This is a genomic window from Pseudomonas sp. PGPR N4 (genome assembly GCF_059693665.1).
In genome coordinates, this window is the sequence record NZ_JCAUKV010000001.1 from 153,789 (window position 1) to 171,183 (window position 17,395).

General features: G+C 62.4%; 15 protein-coding genes. 6 read left to right on the forward strand and 9 right to left on the reverse strand.

What is annotated here, in order from left to right:
• Window positions 1–56: 56 nt before the first annotated feature.
• The 6 genes from AC58X1_RS00595 to pvdM all read right to left on the reverse strand — a co-directional run bounded on the left by AC58X1_RS00595 (window position 57) and on the right by pvdM (window position 8,596).
• The gene (locus AC58X1_RS00595) at window positions 57–1,712 is read right to left on the reverse strand and encodes a cyclic peptide export ABC transporter (protein WP_181108735.1); all 1,656 of its coding nucleotides are present in this window, start codon (window positions 1,710–1,712) and stop codon (window positions 57–59) included.
• A 197-nt stretch (window positions 1,713–1,909) separates the two neighbouring features.
• A complete protein-coding gene (locus tag AC58X1_RS00600) occupies window positions 1,910–3,658 on the reverse strand; it encodes a BCCT family transporter (protein ID WP_101318518.1) in 1,749 nt (582 codons plus the stop codon).
• Window positions 3,659–3,987: 329 nt separating this feature from the next.
• Complete coding sequence (locus AC58X1_RS00605) at window positions 3,988–5,004, reverse strand: GNAT family N-acetyltransferase (RefSeq protein WP_497428092.1); 1,017 nt, start codon at window positions 5,002–5,004, stop codon at window positions 3,988–3,990.
• 35 nt (window positions 5,005–5,039) lie between these two features.
• Window positions 5,040–5,849: a formylglycine-generating enzyme family protein gene (locus AC58X1_RS00610; RefSeq protein WP_224786383.1), complete on the reverse strand. Its 810-nt coding sequence runs from the start codon at window positions 5,847–5,849 to the stop codon at window positions 5,040–5,042.
• A 96-nt stretch (window positions 5,850–5,945) separates the two neighbouring features.
• Window positions 5,946–7,226, reverse strand: coding sequence for a pyoverdine-tailoring periplasmic protein PvdN (gene pvdN, locus AC58X1_RS00615; RefSeq protein WP_497428093.1), 1,281 nt, complete (start codon window positions 7,224–7,226; stop codon window positions 5,946–5,948).
• Window positions 7,223–8,596 carry a pyoverdine-tailoring dipeptidase-like protein PvdM gene (gene pvdM / locus AC58X1_RS00620; protein ID WP_497428094.1) on the reverse strand — a complete coding sequence of 458 codons (1,374 nt, stop codon included), beginning with the start codon at window positions 8,594–8,596 and terminating at the stop codon, window positions 7,223–7,225. The genes pvdN and pvdM overlap by 4 nt, the downstream gene beginning before the upstream one ends.
• 286 nt (window positions 8,597–8,882) lie before the next feature.
• Here pvdM and AC58X1_RS00625 point away from each other — a divergent pair, with 286 nt between their 5' ends.
• The 4 genes from AC58X1_RS00625 to AC58X1_RS00640 all read left to right on the forward strand — a co-directional run bounded on the left by AC58X1_RS00625 (window position 8,883) and on the right by AC58X1_RS00640 (window position 11,568).
• Window positions 8,883–9,446, forward strand: coding sequence for a DUF4174 domain-containing protein (locus AC58X1_RS00625; RefSeq protein WP_497428095.1), 564 nt, complete (start codon window positions 8,883–8,885; stop codon window positions 9,444–9,446).
• A gap of 215 nt (window positions 9,447–9,661) precedes the next feature.
• Window positions 9,662–9,952 (forward strand): HvfA family oxazolone/thioamide-modified RiPP metallophore, encoded by a 291-nt coding sequence (locus AC58X1_RS00630; RefSeq protein WP_497428096.1) that lies wholly within the window; start codon window positions 9,662–9,664, stop codon window positions 9,950–9,952.
• Between the two features lie 69 nt (window positions 9,953–10,021).
• Window positions 10,022–10,852, forward strand: a complete 831-nt coding sequence (locus tag AC58X1_RS00635) for an HvfB family MNIO-type RiPP peptide maturase (protein WP_259074140.1) — start codon at window positions 10,022–10,024, stop codon at window positions 10,850–10,852.
• The gene (locus tag AC58X1_RS00640) at window positions 10,849–11,568 is read left to right on the forward strand and encodes an HvfC family RiPP maturation protein (RefSeq protein ID WP_259074139.1); all 720 of its coding nucleotides are present in this window, start codon (window positions 10,849–10,851) and stop codon (window positions 11,566–11,568) included. The genes AC58X1_RS00635 and AC58X1_RS00640 overlap by 4 nt, the downstream gene beginning before the upstream one ends.
• Here the strand turns inward: AC58X1_RS00640 and AC58X1_RS00645 are convergent.
• The gene (locus AC58X1_RS00645; protein ID WP_497428097.1) at window positions 11,544–12,500 is read right to left on the reverse strand and encodes a DMT family transporter; all 957 of its coding nucleotides are present in this window, start codon (window positions 12,498–12,500) and stop codon (window positions 11,544–11,546) included. The two genes, AC58X1_RS00640 and AC58X1_RS00645, sit on opposite strands and share 25 nt — an antisense overlap.
• A 102-nt stretch (window positions 12,501–12,602) precedes the next feature.
• Here AC58X1_RS00645 and AC58X1_RS00650 point away from each other — a divergent pair, with 102 nt between their 5' ends.
• Both AC58X1_RS00650 and AC58X1_RS00655 read left to right on the forward strand, forming a co-directional pair.
• Window positions 12,603–13,487 (forward strand): LysR substrate-binding domain-containing protein, encoded by an 885-nt coding sequence (locus AC58X1_RS00650; protein ID WP_312389399.1) that lies wholly within the window; start codon window positions 12,603–12,605, stop codon window positions 13,485–13,487.
• A 285-nt stretch (window positions 13,488–13,772) separates the two neighbouring features.
• On the forward strand, window positions 13,773–14,942 hold the full coding sequence (locus AC58X1_RS00655; RefSeq protein ID WP_447734754.1) for a GGDEF domain-containing protein: 1,170 nt from the start codon (window positions 13,773–13,775) through the stop codon (window positions 14,940–14,942).
• A gap of 62 nt (window positions 14,943–15,004) precedes the next feature.
• Here the strand turns inward: AC58X1_RS00655 and AC58X1_RS00660 are convergent, their stop codons facing one another.
• Window positions 15,005–16,363 (reverse strand): hypothetical protein, encoded by a 1,359-nt coding sequence (locus AC58X1_RS00660; RefSeq protein WP_447734751.1) that lies wholly within the window; start codon window positions 16,361–16,363, stop codon window positions 15,005–15,007.
• A gap of 139 nt (window positions 16,364–16,502) precedes the next feature.
• A complete protein-coding gene (locus AC58X1_RS00665) occupies window positions 16,503–17,318 on the reverse strand; it encodes a protein phosphatase 2C domain-containing protein (protein WP_150569559.1) in 816 nt (271 codons plus the stop codon).
• Window positions 17,319–17,395: the final 77 nt, after the last annotated feature.

A 17,395-nucleotide genomic window follows, 5' to 3' on the forward strand; every position in this document is an offset into this window, starting at 1 on the left:
ATTGCGTCTCAACTTACAATGGAACGCATGACCCGCTGAAAACCGGAAAAGTTTTTTCAGGCCGGCTCCAGATCGCTGCGGACCTTGCCCGAATCCATCCGTACCAGCTGGTCGGCCACATCGAAATAACGGTCGTCGTGGGAGATGACAATGATGGTCTTGCCCAGCCGTTTCAGGTCGGGCAGCAGCTCGGTGTAGAAGATGCGGCGGAAGGTCGGGTCCTGGTCAGCGGCCCATTCGTCGAATACCAGCACCGGCCGCTCTTCGATCCAGGCATTGACCAGCGCCAGGCGCTTGCGCTGGCCGGTGGAGAGGTCGGTGGTAGTGAAGGCGCCGTCGCGGATGCTGACCTTGTGGGCAATTTCCAGGCGTTCCAGGTAACGGGCAGCGTCTGCCGGCAGGTCGCCGTCGCCCTGGACCAGGTCGTCGAACAGGTAGTAGTCGGCGAAGATGGTGGTGAACAACTGGCGATAGTCATCGCGGTTTTGTGCCGTTACCGCCTGGCCGTTCAGGCGTATTTCCCCTTGCTGCGGCTCATACAGGCCCAGCAGCAGTTTGATCAGGGTGGTCTTGCCGCAGCCGTTTTCGCCAACGATGAAGACAATGTCGCCCTGGCGGATCTTCAGGTTGACCGGCCCGAGGGCAAACGGCGTAGCGCCGTCAACTACCGGGAAGGCATAGCGCACGTCGCGCAGTTCCAGCTCGTGCACCGCTTGCGCGGGCTTGGCCGGGGCGTCGAGCAGCAGATGTGGCTCCGGCGAGGAGAACGTCTCGGACAGCTCGGCAATGCGCCGGAAGGCAATTTGCGCGCGGCTGACGATCGGCAGGTTGGCAATCAACTGCTCGAGCGGGCCTTTCATGTACAGCAGCACCAACACAAAGCCACTCATCACCGCCTTGTTGCTGTCGGGCCAGTAGGCTTGCATGGCCAGCGCCAGGCCGATCACCACGAAGAACAGCATCGAGCCAAAGGTCTTGGCGACGATGAAGATGTTCACCGACTCGATCTGCTTGCGGCAGATCAGCGAAGCGCTTTCACGGATGCGCTGGGTGAACATGCGCTGGCGGCGCGGGCGGTGAATGCGCAGTTCCTTGGCGCCATCGGCAATCGCGCGGTAGTGCTTTTGCAGGTTGTCTTCTTCATCACGTGCTTCGAGAAAGCCTTTCAGGCCTTTGTTCTGGGCGACGAACTGCGCGGTGCAGCCGATGGCAATGGCCACCAGCATCATCAGGAACATCGGCCACGACAGCATGGCCAGATAGCCCAGGCAGCCGAGGGTGACGGTCAGCGAGATGGCCAGCGGGGCAAACACGAAAGCGAAGTCGCTGATGGTGTCGATGTCGTGAGTGAGCACCGGGATCAGGCGGTGGCTGCGGTAGCGCTCGATCTGCGCAATCGGTGCGCTGAGGACCTTTTCGCCAAGCTCCAGGCGCAGGCGGCGGATAATGTACTGGCCGACGCGGTTGCTGCTCATGTCCGACAGGATCGAGCAGCACAGCGCCAGCAGACACAGGCCGGCGAAGGCGGCGACGACGTTGCCGGTCAAGCCAGCCTCGCTGTTGAGGGCGTTGTTGATGGTGGCCAGCAACACAGTAATCGACAAGCCACCGACCATGCCCAGCACGATGGACACAGTCACGAGGGGCCAGAACGGCTTGAGCAGGCGCAGCAGGTCGGCGAAGGCGCTGCGGCTGCGTGGAGGGCTGATCATGGAAACTCCTGAGTCGAACGGCGAGAAAAAGACAGATAGCCGTGCGCGCAAGGCTGGCGTATCCCTGCAGAGAGGACGAAGCGGGAGGAGGGGGATTTAGCGAGGAGAGAGGTGAGGGTGAGCTGCTCGCGCAAATGGTGGACAGAAATGTCCACCACTCGCAGAGCAGCTCAGGTTGAAGCCAATTCAGATAGCCGTTACGACTCGGTTACGTGCTGTTTTTCACTCGCGTGCTTAGGTGCAGACTTGGTTTCCTGGACGACGATGTAAAACTCCTCGCCATGCTTGACCGCGCCGTACAGCACTGCCTTTTCGATCAGTTCGCTGGCACGCACGTGACGCAGCATCATCGGATCCCTGCGCAGATCGCGATACAGCGCCACGCACAGCAATACCATCACGATCACAAAGGGCAGGGCCACGACGATAGTCAGGTTCTGCAGACCGGTAAGGGCCGCGCCGGGATTCGCCGGGTCGCCAATTGCGAGCATGATCGCCGCAACGGTGCCGGTCAGGCCGCCCCAGAAAATCACCGTGGACCGCGACGGTGTCGTCGTCCCGCGCTCCGACAGCGTGCCCATCACCAGCGAAGCAGCGTCCGCCCCGGACACGAAGAAAATCGCCACCAGCACCATGACCAACACCGACGTCAGGCTTGCCAGCGGGTATCCGTCCAGAAGCTGGTAAAGCGCGGTGTTGCTGTTGACCACGCCGTCCACCAGCAGCAGGCTGCCCTCGCGCACTGCATCGATGCTGGCACCGCCGAACAAGGTGAACCAGATCAGGCTGACCAGGCTTGGCACCAGCAGCACGCCGCTGACGAACTGGCGGATGGTCCGGCCGCGACTGATGCGGGCGATGAACATGCCGACAAAAGGCGTCCAGGAAATCCACCATGCCCAGTAGAACACGGTCCAGCTGGCCAGCCAGCTGTCCATCTGCGGGCCGCCACTGGCGCTGGTACGCGCCATCATTTCCGGTAGCAACTTGATGTAGACACCGATAGAGGTCGGCAGCAGGTTCAACATCAATAACGTCGGGCCGACCAGGAATACGAACACGGCCAAGGCAAGGGCCAGGATCATGTTGACGTTGGACAGCCACTTGATGCCTTTGCCAATCCCGGACACCGCAGAGGCAACGAAGGCGATGGTCAGCACCGTCACGATGGCGAGGTAGAAGATTTTGCCAGGGTGTTCGATCCAGCCGTTGTATTCCAGGCCGCCGGCGATCTGCAGCGCCCCAAGCCCCAGTGAAGCGGCAGAGCCAAACAAGGTGGCAAAAATGGCCATCATGTCGATTACCCGCCCCAGCGGCCCGTTGGCATGCTTGCCGATCAGGGGACGAAATGCATTCGAAACCAGCTGCGAGCGGCCACGCCGAAACGTACCGTAAGCAATCGCCAGGCCTACAATCGCGTACATCGCCCACGGGTGCAGCGTCCAGTGGAACAGGGTGGTAGCCATCGCCACCTGCATCGCTTCGTTGGACTGGGGGGCCGCTGAGCCGGGAGGTGGCGTCATGTAGTGAGACAGCGGCTCAGCGACGCCGAAAAACATCAGGCCGATGCCCATGCCGGCACTGAACATCATCGCGACCCACGACACTGTGCGAAACTCGGGCACCTCGCCGTCACGCCCGAGTGGGATCCTGCCGTACCGGCTCGCCGCCAGCCAGAGCACGAAAATCACGAACAGCGTAGAGGTCAGCACGAAGAACCAGCCGAAATTGATGATGACCCAGGATTGCGCCGCTGACGCGCTGGCGGCAAGAGTCAGCTGGCTGAGGAAGCCCCAGAGGATGAAGGCGATTGCGGTGATGCTGGTAATGCCGAACACGATCCAGTCGATCTTGCCTTCTAGATGCCGATCTTGCCGCGCTTCTTCTGTTTTGGAGGGGTCGGTCACGCCGAGTGCGAGGGTTTCAGCGTTGTTTTCCATTGCCATAAATTAACTACCCACCTTGAAATTTTGCAGGTCTTTGTTCTTGTTTTCTCGGTAACGCTGCAAACAGTCCGACGTCAGTGCGCACTGGAGGCCTGCCGATTATCCATTTCCTGTTCACGCCGCCTGTTCTGAGAGCGTCCATGCGCAATCCTTTTGACGACTTACGACAACTGCGCAGGGGAATTTGGTGCAGGGCAACGGCGGGAGAAGGACGGTCAGGCGGGCGCTTGCCCTGAGCAGAGGCGGGGGATTCAACGGGGAAGGTGGCGGGCAGCCGGTTGCTTAGCGGGTTCAGCCTGATGGCAGGCCAAACCCTTTAACGACGCAGATCAGAGGCTGCGTTCGAAGAAGTATTCGCGCTCAAGACGCAGCAAGGCGGCCTTCTTGTGCACGAACTGGATGTCTTTCAAGTGGCCGAAGCCCTGCGACTTGAGAAATTCGATCTGGCGCGTGTGATCGATGCGCGGCTCGCCAAGAATGCGCTGAGTACGCGGGTCATCCAGGTACATGTAATGCATCAGCGAGTTGAACCAGGCCTTGAGCTTGCCCACCCCCTGGTGCTTGCTCTCACCGACCACCACATGCCAGCCGCGGTCGTAGTCGGCCACGTCATAGAACGGCGCGATGCGGTCTTCCTTGCACCAGTACACCTCGAAGTAGGCGAACGGCTCATCGTCGAAGCAGCCGATCAGCGGATGCACGCGCGGGTCGTCGAGCATCTCGCGCAGGTAGGCGGCGTGCTCTTCGAGGCTGCCGGTCTGCTCCCAGAAGTACGCCACCTGTTCCAGGTTCATCCAGCGGTTGAAGGCTTCGAGGTCGCGGTCGGGGTCGATGGTGCGCAGGCTGAAAGTGCTGTTCAGGCCCGGCAGGTGGCGCCGATAGACTTCGCCGGCAGGGATAGGGGGGCGCTGAGGGTGGCGTTTTTCGCCGCTGAAACAGTAATGCGGGGCCGTGTGCACACTGGCCGGTGCGGTCAGCCATGCCAGCGGGTTCTGCCAGAAGGTGGCGCGTCGGCATTGCAGTTCGAGGCTGCCATCTACACTGGGCAGCTGCGTGTCGAACACGCCCTGGCGGATTGCCGCAACGGCGAATGCCTGCGGGGCTTTGAGGTTGATGTTGAGCACGGCGGATTTTTTGCGGTAGGCAAAGTGGCTGCCGATCACTGCCAGCAAGGCGGTGGCGGGGTAGTGCGCGGGCAGCGGGCTGTCGATCAGCACGCGCTCGCCGTCGAAACGGTAGCTGAGCGCGGGCAGGTCGCCGACCTGCAGCACGCCCTCGGCGGTGTCGCCGTGAGTGCTGGCGCGGCGGCCATCAGGCAAGGTCAGGCTGAACAGTAGTGCGGGCATGGCAGGGCTCCCTCGGGGCACGGGTGGGGTGGCGGTCACAGTTCGCGGGCAACGCGAAAGCTCAGCCAGTCGCCGCGGTCGGACGGGATGGTGGCGTTGCGGTTGCCGGAGCGGGAGAAGATCGGCGGCTCGATCCAGTCGTTGCCGCGCATCGACAGCACCTTGCAGCCAGGCTCAGTCCAGGCGCTGCCGTCGTTGGGTGCGCCTTCATAGCTGTCGCGGTAGCAGTCAGGGGTGAATTCGGAAACGTTGCCGTGCATGTCATAGACGCCAAAGGCGTTGGGCTTGAAACTGCCGGCCGGGGCGATATTGGCAAAGCCGTCTGCTGGGCCGTAGGTGTTGGCATTGAGGGCGATGCTGTATTCCTTGTCCGGGTCCAGCGGGAACGGGAACGGGCCTTTGCTGCCGCCGCGGGCGGCGTATTCACGCAGCGCTTCGCTGGGCATGAAGTACTGCTTGCCGGTCTTTTTCGACAGCCATTGGATGTACGCCTGGGCTTCGTTGAAGTCCAGGCACACCGCCGGGTTGCGCGCTTCGTACTTGTAGCGCGGGATGCCGGCGATGCACTGGCGGCCTTCGCGGTCATCACCGCTGGGCATGCGGTAGCCGCTGTCGCGCAGGTACACATCCCACTCGCCTTTGAGTACCTGGAAGCGGCTGATGGCGATAGGGCGCTTGAAGGTCACCTCATGCTGCGGGCCTTCATCGGGCTGGCGGCCGACTTCACCCTCGGGGGTGCCCATGCTGAAGCTGCCTGCGGGCAGTACCACCAGCTCTGGGCAGTCCTTGCAGTCACGGATCACCGTGCCGGGCGCTGCGGCCTGGGCGCCGCTGCTGAGCAGCATGCCGGCGGCGAGCGCCAGGGTCAGTCCGTGCAGGCGGGCGAGGGTAGGGCGCGAGGTGGGCTGGGACATGGCAATTCTCGTTGGCGAATACATGGGTTACACCGTTTTGCGCAGCAGGGCGACAAAGCGCTCGAGCTGGTCTTCGTCGTTGAGCAGGCCCGGCGCGGTGCGGATCACCGGGCCGACATCGCGGTACACCGCATCGACCATGGCTTTGTTTTTCTGCAGGTAGGCGGCGACCTCGTCGCAGTCGCGATCCTTGACCCGGAAGAAGCAGAAACCGGCGGAAAGCGTCGGGCTGCGGGGGGTTACCAGCTCGACCCCTCGCACCGTCGACAGTTGCTGCTTGAGGTTGCTGTTTAGTTGATAGATTCGCGCCTGGATGTCGGCCTTGCCCAATTGCAGGTGCAACTTGAAGGCTTCATCCAGCGCCCAGCGGTGCTCGAATGCGTGGTAGCCACCGGGGGTAAAGGTGGTGGCAAAGTCGGTGTCTTCGGAGAAGGTTGGCACCATTGGCGTCAGGTGTTCGACCTTGGCGCTGCGGGCGCAGACGATGCCGGTGCCACGTGGGCCGAACAACCATTTATGAGTGCCGGCGATGAAGAAGTCGCAGTCCATGCTCGGCACGTCGAGGTCTTCCACGCCAAGGCCATGCACGCCGTCGATCACATACAGGATGCGGTCCTGTTCGGCGCGGTCGCGGTTGGCCTCGCGCACCAGCGCGCCGATACGCGCAACCGGCAGTTTGACGCCGCTGCCCGACTGTACCCAGGTCATGCCCAGCACGCGTGTCTGCGGGCGGATGGCCTGGCGGATATTGCCGAGAATTTCGTCTTCGCTGACCAGCGCCGGGTCTTTGAACAGGGTGATGCGGCGCACCTGGGTGCCTTGCTTGCGGGTGCGCAGGTCGAGGCTGGTTTCGGCTGAATAGTGCTCGTGCACGGTGGTCAGGATCTCTTGATCCGGGCGTACATGAATGCCGCCGTAGACCATCGCCAGGCCTTCGGTGGTGCTGCCGGTGAGGGCGATCTGGGCCGGGCTCACCTTCAGGTATTCAGCGGCGGCGCGGCGGACCTGGCCCTCGCGCTTCCAGGTTTCCTGCAGGTCCCAGTCCATTGCCAGGGCCGGATTGCGGTCGATCTGTGCGCGGTAGCGGGCGATTGCCTCGCGGACTGGGCGCGGCTGCGAGGTGACCAGGAAGTTGGACAGGTGCAGGTAGCTAGGGTCCTGCTCGAACAGCTGCTGCAGGTCACGCCATTTGTCGCCGCTGGCGCTGGTCGCAGGATTTTCAGCAGCCGTGGCCAGCGCGTATTGGCCCAGCGGCAACGTGGCGGCGAGCACCCCGGCCTGCTTGAGAAAGGTCCGCCGCGGGTTCATGGCTGTGCCTCCACGACAGAGCTGGCCGATTGCAGGCTGGCGACCGGTTGCGCCGCTTTTTGCACCTGCGCCCAGACGCGCATGAAGTTGCCGCCCCAGAGCTTGGCGATATCGGCCTCTGAGTAACCGCGGGCGATCAGCTCGGCTGTGACGTTGCGGACCTCGCCGACGTTGTCCCAGCCTTGCACACCGCCGCCTTCATTGAAGTCCGAGCTGATGCCGACGTGATCGATGCCGACCTTGGCCACCGTGTAGTCGATGGCCGCGACAAAATCCTGCAACGTGGCCTTGGGCTCGTCTTCGAGAATGCCGTACAGCGCGCCTGCGTACTCGCCGAAGCGCTGCTCGGGCCAGCCGGCAATGATCGGGTCGCCTGGCATCAGGGCCATGGCCAGGTCTTGCAGGGGCGGCAGGTCGAAGCGCTGGCGCAGCGCGTTGAGTTTGTCGCGGGTGCCCTGGGTCAGCGGTTTGAGGTATTGCGAGAACGCTACCACCTGGACCACACCGCCACTGTCCTTGATCAGCTGCAGCTCGCGGTCGCTGAGGTTGCGCGGGATGTCCACCAACGCCCGCGGCGCTGAATGCGACGCTACCAGCGGTGCGCGGCTGAGCTGGGCGACCTGCTCCAGCGCTAGTGTCGACATCTGCGACACATCGATGATCACGCCCAGGTCATTGAGCCGCTGCACGGCCTGCTTGCCAATTGCCGACAGGCCACCGAGGGCATTTGGGGTGTCGTTGAAAAACGGCATCGGCCGCGATGAGTCGGCCCAGGCATTGTTGCCGATATAGCTGAAGCCGAACATGCGCATGCCGCGCGCAGCCCAGGTGTCGAGCAGATCGATATCATTACCCAGTGGGTAGGCATTGAGCATGCTCAGAAAGATCACGAACTTGCCTTCGCCGTGCAGACGGCGGAAGTCGTCGGGGCTGTAGGCGATGGCGACCTGATTGGGAAAGTCGCGGACCAGGCCGGTGATGATCCGGTAGCGCACTTCCTGCTGGTGGCGCGCTTCATCGACAAAGGCGGCGGTTGGCTTGTGCGGCGCATTGTCGCCGTTCCACATCTCTGGCCAGCCAAACAGGTTCAGCGCGGCACCGGACAGCCGACCACGGTTGAGCTTGACCAGATCGAACTGGCCCGCGCCGTCTTTATCGAACTCGTTGCCGGCGCTGGCGTAGTCCAGCGGCAGGCTGATATGGCTGTCAAAGGTGAGCATGTATTCATGCAGCGCGTCCGCCTGCTGGGTCACCTCGGCGGGGTAGCCGCGGTTGCTCCAGTGGTCCCAGGCCAGGTAGCCGCCGCCACCCAGCGCCAGCAGCAGGGGCAGGCCCAGGTACAGCGCCTTGTTGCGCAATCGTATGTTCATTGCCATCTCGGATCAGGGTGGTAACCGGGCGTGGCTCAAGCCACACGCTATGAGGGGAAGGACGTGTGGCCACGGGGAAAAATTAATCGCCTGGCGGCAATCGGCTATGCTCAAACGAGGCGTAGGCATTTTCCGTAGGTGCTGTCGTCCTGATCTGCGAAGGTATTGGAAATCGGCAGTTACGCTTGAGCCAAGCAGGTGTTGGATGACTTGGTTTAGGCTCGCCGACAGGATCTTTCTCCCCGATCTGTAGTCTTTGTTTCATCGAGAGAATAAGGAGATGTGCATGCTTGTCCGGTCATTGACCCTCGCCACGTTGCTAGCCGTAGCTGGCCCTTTGCTTGCCGCCGACAGCGATGCGCCGTTGGCCAAGGAGCTGGGCAAGGCCAGGCCGTTGGTGGTGATTGCCCCCAGCCCAGCTGACCCGACCTTGCGTGGCCTTAACGAGGCACTGAATGAATCGGCGACCAAAAAGGCCTTTGAAGAGCGTCAGCTGGTGCTCTACAGCGTTGCTGGCCTAGCGGGTACGCGCGAAGGGAATAACCTTGAGCAGCAGACCACCATGGCCCTGATTCGTGAACTGAAACTGGGTGCGAGCAAAGGCACCAAGGTCATTCTGGTGGGCAAGGATGGCGAGTTTCATGTGTTGAAGGATGACGACAGCGGCGACAAGCTTGATCCGCAGGTGATCTTCAAGGCGGTGGACGAGTTGCCTGCCAGCGAGAAGGCTGCTGCGGTTGCGGCACCGGTTGCGGCAGCTGCTCCGGAGCCCAAGGGTAAGGAGGCCAAGAACGTCAAGCCTGCCAAGCCGGCCAAGCCAGCGGCGCCACCCAAGCCGCTGGAGGATTGAGCGCAAATAAAGGTATACACGCGGTACCAAGCTGTCTCACCGGACGCCAGCCGGCCGGAAAGGATTGCGTAGCGGTCCACCCGCCCGCGTGTATCACTCTGTATCCACACCTATTCCTGACCCACTCCCATACAAAAGCACCGCAGTGCCGATACATCACCGACACACCACTGCGGCTCAATGGCTCCACTACCAACCGCAAGTGGAGCACCACCATGAAACAGTCGAAAAACACCCTTGGCCTGCTTGGCGCTGCTGTCGTCGGCAGCCTGTTGCTGGGCAATAGCGCCTTTGCCGTCGAACCGATGAGCCAGGGTTATCAACTGGCCGCCGCCAAGACCGACGCGGAAGGCAAATGCGGCGAAGGCAAGTGCGGCGGCAGTGAGAAGGCTGGCAAAACCGAAGGCAAATGCGGCGGTGAGGCCAAAGCCGGCAAAGCCGAAGGCAAGTGCGGTGAGGGCAAATGCGGTGCCAGCGAGAAACAGGCAGGCAAAGCCAAGTCCTGACCGCCAACGTCCGCAGGCCTCGATCCTCGGTATGGATCAGGCCTGCGGCACTTGCCCGGAGTACCAAGCATGAACAACCCGCATCTGCGCACCGGCCTAGGCCTCCGTCGCGGCCTGTTACCCGAATTGCTGACCATGCCCCAGGGGGCGGTAGACTTTCTCGAGTGCGCCCCGGAAAACTGGATCGGTGTCGGTGGCAGCCATGGCCGCAGCCTGGCCCAGCTGGCTGAACGCTTTGCCATCAGTTGCCATGGGCTATCGCTGTCACTCGGCGGCATCGCACCGCTGGACCGGACCCTGCTGACCAGCACCCGGCAGTTTCTGGATCGCTTTGAGGTCCGGCACTATAGCGAACATCTCAGCTATTGCAGCGATGACGGTCACCTCTACGACCTGTTACCGATACCCTTCACTGATGAAGCCGTGCGCCACGTCGCCGCGCGCATTCGTCAGGCTCAGGACCAGTTGGGCAGGCGAATTGCGGTCGAAAACATCAGCTACTACGCCGCGCCTTACCAGGCCATGAGCGAACTGGCGTTTATCCGCGCGGTACTGGACGAGGCTGACTGCGATCTGCTGCTGGATATCAACAATGTCTACGTCAATGCCTGCAATCATCGCTATGACCCCGTCGACTTTCTTCGCGGTTTGCCCCGCGAGCGGGTCACTGCCATGCACGTGGCGGGTCACTATGACGAAGCCCCCGACCTCAAGGTCGACACTCACGGCGCGCCGGTGAAAGAGCACGTCTGGGACCTGTACGCAGTGGCCTGCGAGCGCTTTGGCGTGCAGCCGACGGTTCTTGAACGCGATTTCAACTACCCGCCATTGGCCGAGCTTCTGGCCGAAACGGCGCGCATTGCAATGGCGCAACAAGCCCGCGGGAGGCGTGCAGCATGAACCTGCATCAGCAGCAATTGCAGATGGCCAACTACGTGCGCGACCCCGTGCGCAACCCGCCGCCGGCCGATATCGAGGCTCGGCGCCTGCGGGTCTATCGCGAGCTGTTCTACAACAGCATCGAAGGGCTGCTGGCAGCCAGTTTCCCGGTCATGCGAGCAACCCTGGGCGAGCTGGTCTGGCACGCGAGAGTGCGTGATTTCTATGCCGCTTACCGTAGCCAGACGCCGCTGTTTACCGAGGTCGGCGGGGCATTCATCGAGTACCTGCACGAGGCTGATCTGGACGCCCCGTGGCAACTGGAACTGGCCCATTACGAATGGATCGAAGCGCAGCTTTTCCTGAGCGCTGATGAGGCCTTCACCCAGCTGGATACAGCCGATCTGCTGGAGGGCGAGCCAACACTGTCGTGCCTGGCGCGGATCCTGGCGTACCGCTGGCCGGTCGATCGGATCGGCCCCGGCTATCAGCCTTCAGCGCCACCTGCATCGCCAACCTTGTTGCTGGTTTATCGCGATCAGCACCTGCAGGTGCGTTTCGCCCGACTCACCCCAATGGCCTACCAGTTACTGGCCGGGCTCAGCGGCAGCGGACGGCAGCGCTTGCAGGCGCTGGGCGACGAGCAGGTTCAGGCGCAGGGCTTGGCGCTGCTCGAAGACCTGCACGCGCAGCAGCTTGTCATCGCCGCAAATTACCTGGCGGGTGCCTCGGCCTGAGCCTCGGCGGATTTCTTCGCCGGCGGCTTCAACCGGGTGACTCCCAACAGCACCAGTGCCATGCCCGCCACTTGATACAGTGAAATCTGCTCACTGAGAATCGCCCACGACGCCAGCACCGTCAGTACCGGGCCGAGGTTGCCGACAGCCGCCGTCTGGGTAGGCCCCAGGCGCTGAATCGCCAGGGCCAGCCAGTAGATCGGCAGCACCGTGGAGAATACTGCCATCAGTCCGGCATTGGCCCACACCGCAGCCGGCAACTGCGCCAGCTGGCTTACATCCGCCACCAGCAGGTAGTGGGCCAGCACCATCAAACTTGAAGCCGTGCCGCACAACCCGGCCAGGCGCATAGAGCCCATGCGCTTGAGCAGCATGCCGGTGCCGCAGTAATACATCGCGTAAGTGACCGCGCTGGCGAACACCCACAACGAGCCGACAATGATCTGCTGGCCTGCGCTGGCACTGCTGACATCGTGCACGAATGCGATGCCCAGGCCGAGATAGCAAAGCCCCATCGCCGCCATCGTGCGCAAGGTGGGCCGTTCACGCAGGGCGACGGCCTGGATAAGCAGTACCAAGGTGGGGTAGGTGAACAGGATCAGCCGCTCAAGCCCCGCGCTGATGTACTGCAAGCCATAAAAGTCGAACCAGCTGGCCAGGTAGTACCCAAGCAGCCCCAACACTGCCACCCGCAGCCCATCGGCCACCGTCAACCGTTCGCCACCCTGGCGTTGGCTGAGCCACAGCAACCAGACAAACAGCGGCAGGGCCAACGCCATGCGCATCGCCAGCAGGGTGATTGCATCTACCGCAGCTGCGGCGTAGGCGAGTTTGACGAAGATCGCCTTGAAGCTGAAGCCCAGTGCCGCGAGCACTGCAAACAGGCTGCCGTTGTCGATCTGGCGTTTGAGCATGGCGTGTAAGCAAGACATGGCGAATCCGGAAACAATTGGTAAGGTTTATTCTGCGCATAACGCGGCGCACTGTAGAATCGCTATTTAGCGAACAAGGCTTTCGTTTTTGGAGAAGACCTGATGCACTTCGACCTTGCTGATCTGCGCCTGATCGCGGCGATCGCCAGCAGCGGAAGCCTGAGTAAAGCCGCGGCTACCTTTCCGGTAGCCGTCTCGGCTGCCAGCAACCGCCTGCGTCTGTTCGAGCAACGCAGCGGTTTGACCTTGTTCAACCGCCGCGCCGACGGTATGCAACTGACGCCCTCCGGGCGGCTGGTGCTGGAAGCTGCCCGTGGTGTGCTCGGCGAGGCAAGCAAGCTGCAGGCGACTCTGCACGAACTGGCCGGGCAACGCCGAATCACCCTGCATCTGGCCGCGTCGACGGTGACCAACAGCACCTTGCTGCCGGCGGTGCTGGGGCCGTTCCTGGCGGACTACCCGCAGGTCGATCTGCAGTTGGTCGAGCACAAAAGCATCGATGTACTGCGCGTGGTGCTGGCCGGCGAGTGCGAAATCGGCGTGTATGACGGCAACCTGGTCAATGACGGTGTGGTGTCGCTGCCGTTTCGTACCGAACGGCTTGTGCTGCTGGTGCCCGCCGAGCATGCGCTGGCCGAGCGCGGCCCGTTGCGGCTGGTCGACGCGCTGGATTTTGCTTTTGTCTGCCTGCCGGCCGAACGCGCCATGCAACGCTTTGTCGAGGAGCTGGCGATGAACCTGGCCATGCCACTGAAGGTGCGGGTCAGGGCGCCCAGCTTCGAGGCGATAGCGCAGTTGGTCGCGCAACACGCCGGCATTGCCATCGTGCCGCAGACCGCTGCCGTGCGCGCCGAGCAGGAGTTGGACGTGCGCTGGCTGCCACTGCAGGAGCGCTGGGCCACGCTGGAGCTCAGGGTGTGCTTTCGCAGCTGGGAAGGCCTCAGCTCGCATGGACGGCTGTTGGTGAGCTTTCTGACCGGGCAGTGAAGCGCCGCCCAGAGCCCCGGTCGTCAGTTGCGATCACCGAGAACGTCATGCTCAACGACATCGAGGGCGCGTTGCAGACCATGACCGCTCAAGGAGCTGGATGACCAGTGCCATGAAGTACAAGGGTTTTTATTGAGCAGACCACTGGACAATTGCGTTTTGGTGCGGATGATGCATGAACAAATCGCCACGACGGAAATCGTGCGCTAGGCATACCGCGCAGGGTCGCGCAGAGCGGTTTACACCGTGCCATTTCATCACTTCTGCATACAGGCCCGTCAATCCATGGCGCTCGACCCCCCAACGATGTTGACCATCTCGATAGCCCTTGCCGCCGCTGCGGCGCTGTACCTGGCGGTCGAGTGGCGCACCGTGCGTGAATCTTCATTGCTGTATTGGAGCGCAGGCTTCGCCACCATTACCGTCGGCTGCGTACTGTCGTTGATGCGTTTGCAGGGAATGCTGTTGATCGGCATCTGGTTCGCCAATGGCCTGCTGGTTACGGCGCACTTTTTGTTCCTGCTGGGGGTGGCGCGCTTCACCGAAACTCGCCTGTCACGGGGCTGGTATTCGATTTTTGTCATCTGGACGGCACTGTTGCTGCTGCCAGACGGGCCTGAATGGTCAAAGCTGATGCTGTTGGCCAACTCGCTGCTGGTGGCGGTCACGACGCTCAAAGCCAGCTCGCTGCTGCGCCCGCATGGGCTGTCGCTGAGCGTGGGTGCGGTGCAGTTGCGCTTTGTGCTACTGCTGCACGGGCTGTTCTACCTGGCCAAGATGATCCCGCCATTGATGCCCGGCACGTTGATTGACCTGGCGGCGTTCCGTGGCGAGATCATCCAGATTTCGCTGGTTGAAGGGGCGATGGCGATCATGCTGATCGCATTGTCGATGACCGGCACCGAGCGCTATCGCCGCGAACAGCAGATCGCCCGCCTGGCCGCGCGCGACCCGCTGACCGCAATGTACAACCGGCGTGCTCTGGAGGTGCGGGCGCCGCGCCTGCTGGGTCAGGTCAGCTCCGTGCGCCCGGGGGCGCTGTTGATCATCGATATCGACAACTTCAAGATGGTCAATGACCTGTTCGGCCACGCTGCCGGCGATCGCCTGCTGGTGGCGCTGAGCGAGATGATTCGCGGGTTGGTGCCTGCCCATGCGCTGGCTGCCCGGTTGGGCGGCGACGAGTTCATCATCTTGCTTGGCAACACCAGTCGTGAACGGGTCAACCAGCTGGGCGACAGCCTGCGCGAGCAGTTCCAGCTACTGACCTCAGGCTCTTATGCAACACCTGCGGCGGTAACCTTGAGCATTGGTGCCAGCTTGTTCGATCAGCCGCCCAGTAGTCTCACAGCGTTGATCGAGCAGGGTGACAAAGCGCTTTATGAAACCAAGCGGGCAGGGCGCAACAGCATTAGTCTGGTTGATTTGACCCTGGGCACTCCGGTGGCCGATTGAGCACAGCTGCCAACTAATTGACTGCGATGGAGCGGGTTATGGGCGGTCTCGACGAAAAGCTGTCACTGCGCGTTGATGATTACCGTGCGAGCCATGCAGTCTTTGCAGTTGACTACAGTTTCAATCTGGTTGGCTTGCGCATGCACAGCCGCTGAACCGCAGCTTACGCAGTGCAGCCTGGTGCCGCCTGCGGACGCGGCCGCTGCGCCGCCAGGCGTGGGCAATTGGCTGATGTAGGCAAACAAGGTCTGTTCCAGGCCATGGTCATCCAGTTTCAGTACCACGCCATGCAGGACTTGGCTGAAGCCTGACCGCGGTGCCTTCACCTCGTAGCCGGGCCAACGAAACGGCCAGCGCTCGTCGACCGCACGCTGGCCAAGCGCGAGCATCCGCCCGGGGATGGTATTGGAGGCGATGTGTTTGTTTACCTGACACTGCGCGGCAAACGCCAGCGCGCCGCGAATGGCCGTATTGGTCAGCGACCAGATACTGCGTATGGGCAGGTGTAACAGGAGCTGCGCGGCCACCTCACGGGATTTTTTCCACGCATCGAACGGCAGGCCGTGATCGGCCGCTCGGCTGAGGATGTAGGCATATACCTCTTCCACAGCCAAGCGGTGGAGTACTTCGACGATCTCGCCATGCCAGGCCGCCAGCGGCCCCTGTGACAAGTCATCGAGCAACGCCTGCTGCAGTTGCGTCAGGCTCGCCCGCTCCGGGCCGGTCAGGTAGACATTGACGATCCAGCACACTTTGTCCAGCCGCGGTACCAGTGCCGAGCCGGTGCTGAAGGCATCCAAGGCTGAACCTGGATCGATCACCAGCACTTTGCGCTCGCGCAGCGTCTGCAACAACGCGCTGTCCATGTCCTGCGTGGGTGTGAGGCGGGCATCGCCGCGCAACTCGGCCAAGGGCGCCAGGCGCTGGTTGGCCTGGTCTGCATGGGTCATGAGCAAGGCCAGCAGTTGCACTTTGCTGGTGAAGTCCAGCGAGGCGAGCGGCACGCCGGGGATATCATCCAGCGACCACTGTGTTCGAATCCGCTGACGACGCTCCAGGGTTTGTTGCTTTTGCTGGGCCATCCGTGATGCCTTGCAGGGCGCGCAGGTGCAATAACGCAGCAGGCGGGTCCGGCCAGGCGGGTAGTGACGATGATCGCAGCCCTTGCAGAAGGCTGGATCAAGATTCCAGCTGGTCGCCGTCTTGCCCCTGCGTCGCTCATACATCGGCACGGCGCAGTAAGGGCAGGTCACGTCCGGCGACGCGATCGGCGGAAAGCTCTTGATCAGACAGTTGGGTGCAAGGTCGAGGTTATAGCGCTGAATCAGAGCGGCGTTTTTGGCGCCACCGAGGTATTCCTGGTAGAGCTTTTCGACCTGTTCAGCGCTCAAGTGGCGCAGCTTGTTTTGATAGTCCGACAAACCTGATTTCTCCCTCGGAAACATCGCCTTGGTGTGAGGAAGGATCATGCGGCGCATCGATTTAGCCTGGGAAGAGCCAAGAGGGCCGATCCTTCCTAAGCGTTTGTAGGGCGTTTCCCAAGCATTGCCGTTGGGGGCTTCAGCTTACTCGGAGCCAGATGGCGGAGGCATCGTCACTGGCTTTGAATCGGGGGTAACGCAGGCAGGCAGCATCTTCCTTTTCGATCCGACGTAGCTGCAGTGCCAGATCCGCCAGGCCGTGGTGCAGCAGATGGGCGATGAAGTCAGCGGGAGTGAAGGCCGCGTAGCTGTCCAGCAACGCGCTGAAACCGTCGCTCATCAGGACCAGGTCGTCGCCCGCTGCCACTGGCGTGCGGGTGTAGCGCAGGGCAGCGCGGGCGGCCTGGGCATCTACGCTGAGGACTGCCTTGGGCCGCTCCCGCGCCAGCCTGCGGTCAGCGATGATGGCCGGTGTGCGTACGCCATGGGCGCCAGTGCCCGGGCCCAGGGCTGCGGCTTCGGCGCTTTCAGCCTGGCGGTCTGGCGCGGGGGTGAGGAAGGCAATGCCTTGCGCACTGCGGTGCAGCACTGCGCAGTCGCCGAGAAAGCTGCAGCTCAACTGATCGCCTTCGAGCGCTACCGCCGCGAACGAGGCGCGGGGCAGTTCCCAGGTCGCGAGCGGAAGGCGCTGACGCTGGCGTTCGTAGTCACGGGCAACGTGCTCGAAAACCGATTCACACACCTGCTCCAAGTTACCTTCAGCACCCGCAAAAGCCCGCTGCGCGGCCGCCGCCAGCCATGCTGCGCCGCCGCGTTGGCCGAGCAGGCCAGGCGGGCCGAGGTCGGTGGCGCCATCGATCACCCACGCGTGCAGGTCTGCGCTGCCAATACGGTCGTCGTTGGCGACGTCTGGCTTGCCGGCCAGGCTCAGGCTCTGGATAAGGTCGAGGTGCATGGTCGATCGGTCTTCTTGGCGAGTGGCTGGGAGGGGTTGGACCGGGTATTGGCCCGCGGGTTCGTTCAGCTCGCGGG

Coding starts and splice junctions, on each gene's coding strand:
- AC58X1_RS00655 (WP_447734754.1), top strand. CDS start 13,773: ATGGCGCTCGACCCCCCAACGATGTTGACCATCTCGATAGCCCTTGCC.
- AC58X1_RS00640 (WP_259074139.1), top strand. CDS start 10,849: ATGAACCTGCATCAGCAGCAATTGCAGATGGCCAACTACGTGCGCGAC.
- AC58X1_RS00635 (WP_259074140.1), top strand. CDS start 10,022: ATGAACAACCCGCATCTGCGCACCGGCCTAGGCCTCCGTCGCGGCCTG.
- AC58X1_RS00605 (WP_497428092.1), bottom strand. CDS start 5,004: ATGCCCGCACTACTGTTCAGCCTGACCTTGCCTGATGGCCGCCGCGCC.
- AC58X1_RS00650 (WP_312389399.1), top strand. CDS start 12,603: ATGCACTTCGACCTTGCTGATCTGCGCCTGATCGCGGCGATCGCCAGC.
- AC58X1_RS00610 (WP_224786383.1), bottom strand. CDS start 5,849: ATGCTGCTCAGCAGCGGCGCCCAGGCCGCAGCGCCCGGCACGGTGATC.
- AC58X1_RS00595 (WP_181108735.1), bottom strand. CDS start 1,712: ATGATCAGCCCTCCACGCAGCCGCAGCGCCTTCGCCGACCTGCTGCGC.
- AC58X1_RS00600 (WP_101318518.1), bottom strand. CDS start 3,658: ATGGCAATGGAAAACAACGCTGAAACCCTCGCACTCGGCGTGACCGAC.
- pvdM (WP_497428094.1), bottom strand. CDS start 8,596: ATGAACATACGATTGCGCAACAAGGCGCTGTACCTGGGCCTGCCCCTG.
- AC58X1_RS00625 (WP_497428095.1), top strand. CDS start 8,883: ATGCTTGTCCGGTCATTGACCCTCGCCACGTTGCTAGCCGTAGCTGGC.
- AC58X1_RS00645 (WP_497428097.1), bottom strand. CDS start 12,500: ATGTCTTGCTTACACGCCATGCTCAAACGCCAGATCGACAACGGCAGC.
- AC58X1_RS00630 (WP_497428096.1), top strand. CDS start 9,662: ATGAAACAGTCGAAAAACACCCTTGGCCTGCTTGGCGCTGCTGTCGTC.
- pvdN (WP_497428093.1), bottom strand. CDS start 7,226: ATGAACCCGCGGCGGACCTTTCTCAAGCAGGCCGGGGTGCTCGCCGCC.
- AC58X1_RS00665 (WP_150569559.1), bottom strand. CDS start 17,318: ATGCACCTCGACCTTATCCAGAGCCTGAGCCTGGCCGGCAAGCCAGAC.